The 13,105-nt window shown below is 61.5% G+C and carries 8 protein-coding genes; 7 read left to right on the forward strand and 1 reads right to left on the reverse strand.

Annotation, left to right across the window (positions count from 1 at the left end):
• Window positions 1–78: 78 nt before the first annotated feature.
• The 5 genes from aroC to nusB all read left to right on the forward strand — a co-directional run bounded on the left by aroC (window position 79) and on the right by nusB (window position 5,060).
• Window positions 79–1,296 carry a chorismate synthase gene (aroC, locus tag HMPREF2674_RS07945; protein ID WP_049343754.1) on the forward strand — a complete coding sequence of 406 codons (1,218 nt, stop codon included), beginning with the start codon at window positions 79–81 and terminating at the stop codon, window positions 1,294–1,296.
• Window positions 1,296–2,723 carry a shikimate kinase gene (locus HMPREF2674_RS09170; RefSeq protein WP_246826207.1) on the forward strand — a complete coding sequence of 476 codons (1,428 nt, stop codon included), beginning with the start codon at window positions 1,296–1,298 and terminating at the stop codon, window positions 2,721–2,723. Before aroC ends, HMPREF2674_RS09170 begins: the two co-directional genes overlap by 1 nt.
• A 38-nt stretch (window positions 2,724–2,761) precedes the next feature.
• The gene (gene aroB, locus HMPREF2674_RS07955) at window positions 2,762–3,886 is read left to right on the forward strand and encodes a 3-dehydroquinate synthase (protein WP_070825373.1); all 1,125 of its coding nucleotides are present in this window, start codon (window positions 2,762–2,764) and stop codon (window positions 3,884–3,886) included.
• Window positions 3,887–4,086: 200 nt separating this feature from the next.
• On the forward strand, window positions 4,087–4,650 hold the full coding sequence (gene efp, locus HMPREF2674_RS07960) for an elongation factor P (protein WP_005505932.1): 564 nt from the start codon (window positions 4,087–4,089) through the stop codon (window positions 4,648–4,650).
• The gene (gene nusB, locus HMPREF2674_RS07965; RefSeq protein WP_005505934.1) at window positions 4,650–5,060 is read left to right on the forward strand and encodes a transcription antitermination factor NusB; all 411 of its coding nucleotides are present in this window, start codon (window positions 4,650–4,652) and stop codon (window positions 5,058–5,060) included. The genes efp and nusB overlap by 1 nt, the downstream gene beginning before the upstream one ends.
• A 1,166-nt stretch (window positions 5,061–6,226) precedes the next feature.
• Here nusB and HMPREF2674_RS07975 read toward each other — a convergent pair.
• Window positions 6,227–11,170 carry a DEAD/DEAH box helicase gene (locus HMPREF2674_RS07975; protein WP_070825375.1) on the reverse strand — a complete coding sequence of 1,648 codons (4,944 nt, stop codon included), beginning with the start codon at window positions 11,168–11,170 and terminating at the stop codon, window positions 6,227–6,229.
• 225 nt (window positions 11,171–11,395) lie between these two features.
• On the opposite strand from HMPREF2674_RS07975, the gene pyrR reads away from it, so the two are divergent.
• Window positions 11,396–12,091, forward strand: a complete 696-nt coding sequence (gene pyrR / locus HMPREF2674_RS07980) for a bifunctional pyr operon transcriptional regulator/uracil phosphoribosyltransferase PyrR (RefSeq protein WP_084824466.1) — start codon at window positions 11,396–11,398, stop codon at window positions 12,089–12,091.
• A complete protein-coding gene (locus HMPREF2674_RS07985) occupies window positions 12,088–13,089 on the forward strand; it encodes an aspartate carbamoyltransferase catalytic subunit (RefSeq protein ID WP_049350073.1) in 1,002 nt (333 codons plus the stop codon). Before pyrR ends, HMPREF2674_RS07985 begins: the two co-directional genes overlap by 4 nt.
• Window positions 13,090–13,105 lie beyond the last annotated feature (16 nt).

Consider the following 13,105-nt stretch of genomic DNA (forward strand, 5'->3'; position numbering starts at 1 on the left):
ACACTATTTATACACGTGAAGAATTATTATTCCTTCCACCTGCGCTGCGGTGTGGGTGACACGAAAAGAGGTTAACCTATGGCTCTTCGTTGGCTCACTGCCGGAGAATCCCACGGCGAGGCGCTCGTCGGCATTATTGAGGGCGTTCCCGCCGGTGTGGAACTCACCAGCGACATGGTGCGTGACGCCCTGGCTCGCCGCCGTCTCGGCTACGGCCGCGGTGCCCGCATGAAGTTCGAGGAGGACCGCGTGCGCATCCTGGGCGGTGTGCGTCACGGCCTGACTCAGGGCGGCCCGGTCGCGATTGAGATTGCGAACACCGAGTGGCCCAAGTGGACCGACGTAATGAGCTCCGACCCTGTGGATCCGAAGCTGATTGAGGGTCGTGCGCGTAATGCTGCGCTGACCCGTCCGCGCCCCGGTCACGCCGATTTTGCGGGTATGCAGAAGTACAACTTCTCTGAGGCTCGCCCGGTGCTGGAGCGCGCCTCCGCACGTGAGACCGCGACCCGCGTGGCTCTTGGCGTGGTTGCCGCCCAGATTTTGAAGGCTCTGGGTGTTGAGCTGGTTTCTCACACCGTGGCTGTGGGTGGCGTGCACGCTCCCGAGGGTGCCCCGGTGCCTTCGCCCCGCAACGTTGACCAGCTGGACGCTGACCCGCTGCGCTGCTTCGACAAGGCAACTTCCGACGCGATGGTTCAGCGCGTGGACGAGGCGCACAAGGACGGCGAGACTCTCGGCGGTGTGGTTGAGGTGCTCGCGTACGGTATGCCTCCCGGACTGGGTTCGTACGTGCACTGGGACCGCCGCCTGGACGCGCGCCTTGCCGCAGCGCTGATGGGTATTCAGGCTATTAAGGGCGTTGAGGTTGGCGACGGTTTCGCGACCGCTGACCGCCCGGGCACTGCCGCTCACGATGAGATTTCCATTGGCGAAAACGGTGTAACCCGCGATACCAACCGTGCAGGTGGTATTGAGGGCGGCATGAGCATTGGCGACCTGCTGCGTGTGCGCGCGGCAATGAAGCCCATTGCGACCGTGCCGAAGGCCCTGAAGACCATTGACACTTCCACCGGTGAGGAGGCTCGCGCCCACCACCAGCGTTCGGATGTGTGTGCTGTTCCCGCCGCCGGTGTGGTGGCGGAGGCTATGGTCGCCCTGGTGCTCGCTGAGGCGGCACTGGAGAAGTTTGGCGGCGACTCCATTGGCGAGACTCGCCGCAACATGGATTCCTACCTGGAGGCCATTCCGGCGTCTCTGGCGTGGGAGTCTAACGTGGCTGGTTGGGACGCGTAGTGCCCCTTCCGGTTGAGCCTGCGGGCGTTCACCCCGTCGCGTCGAGCCCCCTGGCGCGTATTGCTGCGGCTGCGCAGCGTGCGCGAGGGGGCGCTTCGCCGCGCCCGGAAACCGGCGCAGAATCCGGTGCGGAACCCGGTGTATCTGCCGCGGCTGAGCGGGTTGTTGAGGCTGCGAGCGCTGAGGTTCGTGAGACTGTTGCGCGTGAGGCCACCGCCTCGGTTTCTTCCGCGTCAGTTTCCTCTGCGCGCACGGCTTCTCGCGTGCCGACCCCGGCCGACCTGATGCGTTCGGGTGTTCGCCCCCTGCCCGCCGCTCCCGTGAGCGCGCGGGGCGTGCGTCTGTACGCCTCCTCGGTGTCTGAGGATGCCGACCCGGCGCTCGGCCTGGACGAGGACCTGCGCCTGAAGCTGCTCAGCGCCCTGCAGGGCATGGCTGAGGAGGAGCCTCGCGAGGAACCCGCGAAGGCGGAAGTTCCCAAGCCCGCAGCTCCAAAACCGGCCGCGCCCAAGCCGACTGTGCCTAAGCCGGCACCTCCGAAGCAGGCTCAGCCCGCGGCGGGGGAGAGCGCAACCTCTGCCCCCGTTCCTGCTCCCGCGCAGAAGGCCGAACCCCAGCCCGCGCCGGCACAGACCGAAACTTCCGCGGCTCCCGCGCCCAAGCACGCTGTGGCTAAGCCGCTACGTCCGACCCCGGCGCTATTCGGCAAGGTGCAGGTTTCTGCGGCTGAGTCTGTGGCTGAGGAAATCGTGGCGGTGGACTCCGCCGAGGCCGCGGCCGAGATTGAGGCGCGCGCCGCATCCGAGGCGGAGCTGAACGCCGAGATCGAGGAGTCCGCCCGCATCCACCCGCAGCAGGTGCGCGAGATGCACGAGAACTTTGCCGAGCAGTCGCGCCCCATCGTGCTCATCGGCCCCATGGCGGCCGGTAAGACCTACATTGGCACGCACCTGGCGCGTTTCTACGGCTACGAGTTCCTCGACGCCGACCAGCTGATCGTGGAACGCTACGGCGAGGTCTCCGAAATTTTCGAGATTTTCGGTGAGGCGCACTTCCGCGAGCTGGAACGCAAGACCATCGAAGAGGTGCTGACCTCCCCGGTGTACCGCAACACGGTGTTTTCGCTCGGCGGCGGCGCGCCCATGACCGACTCGGTTGCGGAGCTCCTCAAGGACGAATGCGTGGTGTACATCCTCGTTGATGCTGAGACCGTCACCCCGCGCATTACGGGCAATAAGACCCGCCCGCTGCTGCAGCCGAACCCGGTCGAGCGCTGGACCGACATTTTTGAGCGTCGCCGCACCCGCTACGAGGAGCTGGCGCACTTCACCCTGGATGCTCGCGGCGGCCGCCCCATTACCGAGATGACCGCAGAGATTCAGGCGTACGTCACCGCCAGCCGCAAGGCGCGGGCGAACAACTCCTGACCCCCTCCTACCCCCACTCTTCTGTGAAAGGACACACGATGAGCACTCAGCCTACCTTCGGCGCTTCCGGTGAAGCGGATATCACCCGTATTCCGGTGACCGGCAGCTCCCCGCGCGAGAACTACGAGGTGCTGATTGGCCACAACCTGCTCGGCACCCTGCCCGAGATTCTCGGCAACCGCACGAAGAAGGTGCTCGTGATTCATCCGCGTGCCCTGCGTTCCACGGGTGAGCTGGTCATGGAGGACCTGCGCGCGATGGGTTACGAGTCGTTCAGCGCCGAGATCCCGGACGCCGAGGAGGCCAAGCACTACCAGGTGGCGGCGTTCTGCTGGCAGGTGCTCGGCCAGAACGACTTCACCCGTACCGACGCGATTGTGTCTGTGGGCGGCGGCGCCATTACCGACGTTGCCGGATTTGTCGCGGCAACCTGGCTGCGCGGCGTGCGCGTTATTCACATTCCGACCACCCTGCTCGGCATGGTAGACGCTGCCGTGGGCGGTAAGACCGGCATCAACACCGCCGAAGGTAAGAACCTGGTCGGCGCGTTCTGGCCGCCCGCCGCAGTGCTCTGCGAAATTGGCACCCTGCGTACCTTGCCTGAGCATGAGCTGCTGACCGGCATGGGTGAGGTCGTCAAGTGCGGCTTCATCGCAGACCCCGAAATCCTTGACCTGATTGAGGCGAACCCGAACGCCGTGCGCGACTCGCAGTCCGCCGTGATGCGTGAACTCATTGAACGCAGCGTGCGCGTGAAGGCTGAGGTCGTCTCCGAGGACCTGCGCGAATCCGGCCGCCGCGAAATCCTGAACTACGGCCACACCCTCGCCCACGCCATCGAGCGCAACGAACGCTACCAGTGGCGTCACGGCGCGGCAGTGTCCGTCGGCATGGTCTACGCCGCCGAACTGGCGCTGGCAACCGGCCACGCCGACGAAGAACTCGTGGCACGCACCCGCCACATCCTCGAATCCCTGGGCCTGCCCACCTCCTACAAGGCAGACGCATGGCCCCAGCTGCTCGAAGCAATGCGCCGCGACAAGAAGGCACGCGGCAACCTGCTGCGCTTCATTATTCTTGACGGTTTGGCTCGCCCGCGCGTCTACGAGGTGCCGGACGACTCGATCCTGTACATGACCTACCAGGAGATCATCTCCGAGTAGGCGTGAGTCCGTACAATCACCGCCACGCACACCAGCATGCGGCAGCCAGGCGGGGTGCCACAGAAAAACTGTGGCGCCCCTGCTAGGCAAACTCGTGCGCATCCTGTAGAATGTACGGGACATATTTTTGCTCATTGAAAACTTAGCGCCTCGCCGGGTACCACTACGGCGTGAGCGTCGATGACACGAAGGAGAGCCCCATGGCATCCACTACCGATATTAAGAACGGCGCCGTCCTGAAGATTGACGGTAACCTCTGGTCCGTCGTAGAGTTCCAGCACGTTAAGCCCGGCAAGGGTGGCGCATTCGTCCGCACCAAGCTGCGCAACGTTACCTCCGGCAAGGTCGTCGACCGTACCTTCAACGCTGGCGCTAAGATTGAGACCGCAACCGTTGACCGCTCCGACTACCAGTACCTGTACCAGGACGGCGACGACTACGTCTTCATGGACATGAAGACCTACGACCAGATCAACGTTCCCGCAACCGTTGTCGGCGACGCAGCAAACTACATGCTCGAGTCCCAGACCGCAACCATCGCAATGCACGAGGGTAGCCCCCTGTACATCGAGCTGCCCGCATCCGTGGTCCTCGAAATCACCTACACCGAGCCCGGCCTGCAGGGTGACCGCTCCACCGGCGGCACCAAGCCCGCAACCGTTGAGACCGGCTACGAGATCCAGGTTCCCCTGTTCCTGGAGACCGGCACCAAGGTCAAGGTTGACACCCGCACCGGTGAGTACCTCGGTCGCGTGAACGACTAATGAATTCGCGTACTAAAGCCCGATTGCGCGCCCTCGAAGTGCTCTTCGAGGCGGATCAGCGCAACGAAGATTATATTGAGGTACTCCGCCGCCGCCGACTGTACACGGTAGCGCAGATTTCTGCTTACTCTGAGGAAATCATTCGTGGCGTTCGCGACCACGACGAAGAGATCCGTGAGTTTGTGGAGACTTACGCCCGTGACTGGTCCTTCGAGCGTATGCCCGCCGTGGACCGTGCCGTGCTGCGTATTGGCACTTGGGAGCTTCTGTACAATGACGAAGTTCCGGATGCTGTCGCAATTTCTGAGGCTGTCGGTCTGGCGCGTGTGCTGTCCACGAATGAATCTCCGAAGTTCGTGAACGGTCTGCTGGATAAGCTCCGTCAGGTGAAGCCGACCCTGCTCGCGTAAGACGTCCCGCCGCGGCCTGCCCGCCAGCCCGTAGCTGGGTTGGTTTGCCGCCGTTGAGGATGCACCCGCAGGGGAGCGTACGTGAAACCCCCGCCGTACTGTAGTTCGCTACAGGACGGCGGGGGTTTTCTGTGTCTAGGTTGCGTTTGGTTGGTGCGCTTCTGCGTGGGGTTCCGTATTGGGTACGGATGCGCTCGCTGGGTATGGGAGAGGCGCCGGTTAAGGTGCATCGGTGGAGGCTTCACCGGACAACGCAGGCGGGGGAGTGCCCCCTCTGCGGCGCTGAGCGCCTTGAGGACGGAGCCCCCGCTCCGCGTGCCCGGTATTCGCCTCCATCAGTGTTAGCTACTCGCTTTGGGCAGCTACGGTCGTCCCGCGTGTCCGATGGGGAGTTCAGAAGACTCCAGTTTCGGTTAGTACTAGTAGGAGATGGTAGCGAACCAGCGTAGTACTGACTTCACGAGACGTGTAGCTCCGATAAAACACGCGGCCCTGTATGTAGTGCAAGCCATACTGTGGGTTTGGTGGGCAGCCATGAGAGCTATGTACCATGCGAAGAATCCGAAGCATGAGCTGATTGCGATGACATAGAGTATTCCGGGATGGAAGCGAAGATTTCGGGGAGCTGTAATGTAACGATGGAGGTACCCAGCTGGGTTGTACCGCATGCGCCTGCACTCTTGTAAGAGGTAACTCATAAGATAATCGGCAGATTCATCACGTATAGTGCTGAGTACGCTGTGTTGGCGCTGGCTATACATATCAGTAGGGTCAACAATGCCGAGAATGCACGAGGCAATGATAAAACATGTAAAACAGAACAGAGGACGTACATATGAAAGTATGGTGGCCATTTTAGGCTCCTTGTATTTAGTGATTATCAGCAGCAATGCGCCGCTGAGCTTTCACTATGTATATATCAGAGCATTTGAACACCGTTTTTCTTCTTTTTTCATATGTTTTGATATGTAAGCATCCTGTTTGATTTATTTTAAGAACTTGCCCCTTGTGTGAGAGATTACTTACATGTAATTTCCCTAGTCAAAGATAAATATCTATTTTTGTGGTGATATTTTGCCAATTTTGCGGCGCGCTGAGGGCCCCACCATACGTTGTACGGTAGGGCCCTCAGTGCGAATTATGTATTTATTGCAGGTATGGAATGGTTAGGCGTTGTCCTCCAGAACCTCGAAGCGGGGGAGCGTACCCACCAGCTTCAGAGTCTCCAAAGAAACAGTCACCAGGCGCTTAATCAGGTCCACGATGTACCGCGGGTTGTTGACGGCGCGGCAGTAATCGTTCGGGTCATTCGTAATGAGCGACTTCTTATCAGTCTTCACCTGGTAGCGGTCGATGACCCATTCCAGTGCGGACCTGCCGTTTACCTGGTACTCGTTGGCTTCCTCCGGGATGCCCTTGAGAGTCAGGTGACCGTTGTACTTGATGCGGGTCTTATCCTTCTTGGGGCCGAACTGCAGCTTCTGCACCCGGTAGAACTCGAAGCGCTCCTCGAGACCCTCGGGTGCGGGGGAGGAGGCCACCTCATCGAGGGGGTAAGGCTCTACGCTCTCGTAACCCAGGTGGAGCTCCGCCAGGGCCCGACCGACTCGCGAGTACTCCCAGAAGCCCTTCGCCAGCGGGATGCGCGGGAGCATCTTCTTCAGATCTGCCGCGTACTTCTCGCGGTACTCGGGGTGGTGCAGCAACGCGTAGATGTAGTAGAAGATGTCTTCCTTCGCGATGCTCTCGTCACCGTAGGTGCTGCGGTACGCGGCCAGCGTGGCGTCGGTAATGTTTTCCTTGCGGGTATAGCCGTCCACGACCTCGCCGCCGCCCAGGTTGAGGTTGAGTCCTCCGTCATCCTCAACGACCGGCTCGTAGGTGTAGAGAGACATCCACTGAGCCTTAGAGACCAATTCGTAGTCGGGAAGGGTATCGACCATGAGCACGCTGAACTCCTTGGTAGCACCACGTCCGGTGAAACCAAAAGCAATATTCTCGTGCGCCGGGGTCGGGAAAAGCTTCGGGAGCTGGTATACGCAGTTGTTGAACTGGTTACTCGCGTCGAAGTAGAGGGCCTGCTTGCAGAAGGGGCGGTACAGCGAAGTGCGTACCTTCGAGGGGTCGAAGGCACCCTTCTTGCCTCGGGCCACGTCGTTCTTGTTCACTCGGTCCCAGCTAAACTGCGTCGAGTCGAAGTCGATGAAGTCCTCAACCTTAATCTTCTTCGCGGCTCCGTCGGCCTGCTGGTAGCGGTCGACCTCGGAGTTGTAGAACTCGACCATGCGGTGCACGTTCTCCTCGACCGCGCGGGCCGAGAAGTTGTACACCCACGGGTCGCGGCTCGTAGCCAGACCAAGAGAATAAAACTGGAAGACGCCCGGGGTGTTCGGCTTGCCCTTGGTCGCCTTATCGCCGATGGGCTGGTAGGTGTCGTAGTTTTCGTCGCGCTGGTTGACCCAGTCAGCTTCAGCGTTGGGAACGACGACCTCCCACTCGGTGTGCGCGATGGAGCCCTCCCGGGCGATAATGTCGAGCTTCTCCTCGCGGCTCAGGTAGTCGCCAATATCGCGGTAGTGCAGCACGGCCTCACCCGTGTGCGAGGGGTCCTTCACGAGCACGCAAATGGTCACCGGAGTGCGGGAACCTGAGCCAAAAATCTTGCCACCCTCGCGGCGCGACTGCTCGCCCGAGGTACGCTGGTTACCGCGCAGGTTGTAGACGTACAGCTTCGAGAACTCGTCCACCAGGCACCTGCGCAGGCCATCCGCAGAGTTACCGTCGATGAAGGAACCGTTCGAGACGAAGGCAATCACGCCGCTATCCTTCACGCGGTCGGATGCCCAGCGAATTGCACGGATGTAGGAATCGTAGAGACTTCCTTTTCGCGTCGCAGTTGAACGCTCAACGTAGGTATTCTCGATGCGCTCATCCAGCTTGGGGTACTTCTCGTTCTGGTTATTATCATTGGCGCTGTTCTGGCCCGCCGAGTACGGCGGATTCATCACAATCACCCGAATATCCTGCTCAAGCTCACGTTCCGCGCGCTCGCTATTGGCGCGGAACGCCGGCAGGTTCAGGTGGTGCGAAGACTCGGAGAGCTGGAAGGTATCCGTCAGCACCATGCCGTTGAACGGCACGTACTCCGAGCCCAGACCGTGCTCCTTCGCCACCTCACCGTACACCGTCTCGATGTTAATCGCCGCAATGTAGTACGAGAGCAGCACAATCTCATTCGCGAACAGCTCGCGGGTGTACTTGCGCTCCAGGTCCTCCGGGCGAATCAGACCCAGCTGCAACAGGCGGGTAATGAACGTACCCGTGCCCACGAAAGGCTCAATAATGCTCACACCCTCATCAGAGAGCGACTTGCCGAAGGACTCCCGCAGAGCCACATCCGCCGAGCGGAGGATATAGTCCACCACCGGAACCGGGGTGAAGACAATACCCAGGCGCTCCGCAATGCGCGGGAAGGCGTTCTGGAAGAACTTATCGTAGAGGTCCTTAATTACGTGCTGCTTTGCCGCCGCGTTATCGAGGTCCTTCACACGGCGCTGAACCGACTCGTAGAAGGCCGACAGCGACTCGCGCTCCTTCTCAAAGGCCGCGTTCGCGTTCAGGTGGTCCACCACGTTCTGCATGGCCAGCGAAATCGGGTTCAGCTCGGTAAAGCGGTGCCCGGCGAACATCGCGTCAAAGACAGGCTGGGTAATGAGGTGCTGGGCCAGCATCTCGATGGCCTGGTCCTCGTCAATCGCGGGGTTCAGGGTCTGCTGCAGGCCCTCCACAAACTGAGCGAAGACGGTGCGCAGTTCGCTTTCGGGGCTCGCCTCATCCAGCAGATGACGAATCATCGTGATGTGGCGGCCCGCAATGGTCGCAATATCCTTCGACCAATCGTCCCAGTACTCGCGAGTACCCACCTTGTCCACAATCTTGGCGTACACACCATCCTTCCACTCCTGCGCGGGGAAGGTCAGAGTCGTCTGCTCACCCGGAGTAATCGAATCCTCCGGCGCCTCGGTATCGTTCGCGCCGATGCTGTCCTTCTCCTTCTTCGGGGCCAGGTCAACGGTCTGCACAATAATCGACTCGGGGTCAGAAGCGTTCAGCTCAATCTGGTGAATCGTCGCGTCCATACGCTCATCGTGCGCGCGGAGCGCCTGGAGCACCTGCCACACCACCTTGTAGCGTTTATTGTCGCTCAGCGCCTGAGCGGTTGACATGCCGTCGGGAATAGCAATCGGCAGAATAATATAGCCGTACTTCTTACCCTCGGCGCGGCGCATCACGCGGCCCACGGCCTGAATGACGTCCACCATCGAATTGCGGGGGTTCAGGAAAAGCACCGCGTCAAGGTTCGGAACGTCCACGCCCTCGGTCAGGCAGCGAGCGTTCGTCAGGATACGACAAATCGGGCCCTCCTCATTCGGCTCCTGCTTGAGCCAGTTCAGGAGTTCGGCACGGCTCTGCGCGTTAAAGCCGCCGTCAATGTGGCGAACCTGCACGCCCAGGTCGTCGGTCGGGTCGTCGTTCTCGCGGTTGCGCAGGTTAATGCGCACGAGGTCCTCGAACTCGCGCTCAATCTTCTGGGAATCCTTAATCGAGCGGCTGAAGGCCACGGCACGCTTCATAGGTTCGAGGTCATCACCGAAGGAAGCCTCCAGCTCACCGCTGCGGCGCTTGGCGAGGCCGTTCCAACAGCCCACCAGCTTCGCCACGTCATCAATGGCGAGCTCGTTGGACTCATCGGCCAGAAGGTTCTGGAAGGAGGTCGCAATCTGCGATTCGGAAACGCCCAGCACCAGCACCTTGTAATCGGTCAGCAGGCCCTTCTCCACGGCCTCGCCGAAGCCGATACGGTAGAAAGGAATACCAAAGGTGTCTACGTCATCCATGGAACAGAGCACGGCGGCCTTCTCGCTCGCCTGGAACTTCGTGTCCTCATTAAAAATCTTGGGGGTAGCCGTCATGTAGACGCGCTTGCGGCCTGCAACCCACTTATCGTCGTGAATCTTCACGAAGTTCGACTCCGACTCGTCCGCCAGGGTCACGCCGGTCGTGCGGTGCGCCTCATCGCAGATAATCAGGTCAAACTCGCCAACACCCGCAGCCTGAGCCGCAGACACCGCGTCAATGGAGTGGTAGGTGGAGAAGACTACCTCGAGGCCCTCATCCAGCGGGTTGGCGTTCATTGCGGCGGCCAGCTCGGCACCGTCCGTCGTCGCGGGCAGCTGCAGATCCTCAACGCGCAGGTCGGCCAGGTCGGCGTTAGCGCCACCGCGCTTCTTCTCGCGGCCCACCTTGGAATCGGAGCACACCGCGTAAGCGTGGAACGGGCCCTCAATCTCGTTCGAGAACTCCGAAATGGACTGCGACATGAGCGCCAGGGAAGGCACCATGAAGAGCACGCGGGCGTGGCCGCCATTCTGCTCGGCAAACTTCTCGGCCAGGCGAATTGCGGTGAAGGTCTTGCCGGTACCGCAGGCCATAATCAGCTGACCGCGGTCGTCCTTCTGCAGACCTTTCAGAGTCCTTGTAATGGCGATGTCCTGGTGCGGGCGAAGCTTCTTATGCGGCTTGTAACCGACCTGCTGCTCGCCCGGGTCATCCAGGGAATAGGTCGACCAGTCGATATTGGAATCACGGAAAGTCTGCAGGCCCATGCGCTGCACGGGAAAGCGCTGTTCCTCCAGCATCTTCTCCGCGTTCTTCGACCACTTATCGGTCGTGGACACGATGATGCGGTGCGTAAACGGCTTACGACCGGAGGCCGAAATAAAGGAATCGATATGTTCCTTAGCAATCGTGCTGTGCTCATCGTAGAACTTGCACTGAATGGCGGTCACGCCGCCGTCAACGTTCTCGGCCACCAGGTCGATGCCAATATCGCCGAAGTTCTCGCGGCCATCCCAGTCCTTCCACAGGTACACCTTCTTATACAGGCGGCTCTGGATGCTGTCCTTAGTCAGGAACTCCTTGGTCAGACGCTCCAGGCGGTCACCCTGATCGCGCGTATGGAGTGCCGTGGTTCGAAGCTGGTGAAGCAGATTGTCAAAGGCCATCGACGTCTTCGTCGAAACGTCGGCCGGGGTGCCGGAGGCGGTCATGAACTCTCCCAGTGGTGTGAGTCGATAGATGTCGTACCCCATTATCTTATCCGGTGGGGCGCCGGGATTGCGGGCCCGAGTGTCACCGCTGGCCCGCTCCGCACCAGCTTCGCACCCGCCCTATACCCGCTCTCGCCGAACCTGAACGTAGCCTGTGAACTGTGGTACCCTACTAGAAGCACAAAACCTTTAAATCCGTCCCGTGAGGCGGGGAAGGAGACGGCTATGTCGGGGACAAGTGTACCCGCAACCGGTACGAACCGGGCTGCCCGCGTGGCCACCACCGCGCAGCCTGAAGCGCTGCATCCCGCAGCACTCGGGGGCCCTCAACCGGCGACCCCTCACTCGCAGCAGGCGACCACCGTCGGTCGCACCATCCTCAGCGAGGACGAAATTCGCCGCGCCCTCACCCGCATCGCCTACGAAATCATCGAAACCAATAAAGGCGTAGACAACCTCGTACTCATCGGCATCCGCTCCCGCGGCGTGCCCCTCGCCGTACGACTCGCAGCCCGCATCCAAGCCATCGAGCCGAACTTCAACGCAGAAACACGAATCGGCGCCCTGGACATCACCGCCTACCGCGACGACCAGCGCGACGCCCCCGAACCGCAAACAGCGGGGGAGAGCCTCATGCCCGCCGTCGGCATCGAAGGCAAAACCGTGGTTCTCGTCGACGACGTCCTCTACTCCGGCCGCACCGTACGCGCCGCCCTCGACGCACTCAACGCCCACGGACGGCCCGCCCTCGTACGCCTGGCGGTCCTCGTAGACCGCGGACACCGCCAGCTACCCATCCGCGCCGACCACGTGGGCAAAAACCTGCCCACCAGCGCCAGCGAAACCGTACGCGTCGTACTCACCGAAACCGACAACGCAACAGACCGAGTTGACATTATCCAGCTGGGAGGGCTCTCATGAAGCATCTGCTCGACACCCGCGAACTAACCCGCGAAGAAGCCATCGAAATCCTCGACGTCGCCGACTACATGGCACAGGTCAAGGCCGAAAACCGCACCCTGAACGTGCTCAACGGCAAGACCGTCGTCAACCTCTTCTTCGAGGACTCCACCCGCACCCGCCTCTCCTTCGAATCCGCCGAGAAGCGCCTGGGCGCCGCCGTCACGAACTTCTCCGCCTCGGGATCCTCCCTCTCCAAGGGTGAGTCGCTCAAGGACACCGCGCAGACCCTCAAGGCCATCGGCGCGGACGCCTTCGTGATCCGCCACTCCGCCTCCGGCGCACCGCAGCGCCTCGCGGAGGCCGGCTGGACCGACATCCCCGTGCTCAACGCGGGCGACGGCACCCACGCACACCCCACCCAGGCACTGCTCGACGCCGTGTCCCTGCGCCAGTACAAGGCAGAACGCGACGGCCTCGACAGCCCCCGCGGCACCGACCTGTCCGGCATGCGCGTGCTCATCGTCGGCGACATCCTGCACTCGCGCGTGGCACGCTCCAACCTCTGGTTGCTGCACACCCTCGGCGCGCAGGTCGTCTTCGTCGCACCGCCGACCCTGCTGCCGCTGAACACCGCCTCCTGGGTTGAAGAGGCCGGCCTGGAAATCTTCCACGACTTCGACGAAGCCATCGCCACCAAGCCCGACGCCGTGATGCTGCTGCGCATCCAGAAGGAACGCATGCGCGCCGCGTACTTCCCCTCCGCCGAGGAGTACACCGAGCTGTGGGGCCTGACCGCCGAACGCTTCGCAACCCTGCAGGCACAGCCGCAGCCGGTCGCAATCCTGCACCCGGGCCCCATGAACCGCGGCCTGGAAATCTGCACCGAAGCCGCCGACGCCGCCAACTCCTGGGTTCTGCGCCAGGTCAGCAACGGCGTGGCACTGCGCATGGCGGTGCTCTACCTGCTTCTGACCGACGGCTCCAGCGCCAAGCTCTACGCCGGCGACGAATCCTAAACGACCTTCCTAACGA

This window comes from Rothia sp. HMSC062F03 (assembly GCF_001836905.1).
Lineage (GTDB): Bacteria > Actinomycetota > Actinomycetes > Actinomycetales > Micrococcaceae > Rothia > Rothia mucilaginosa_A.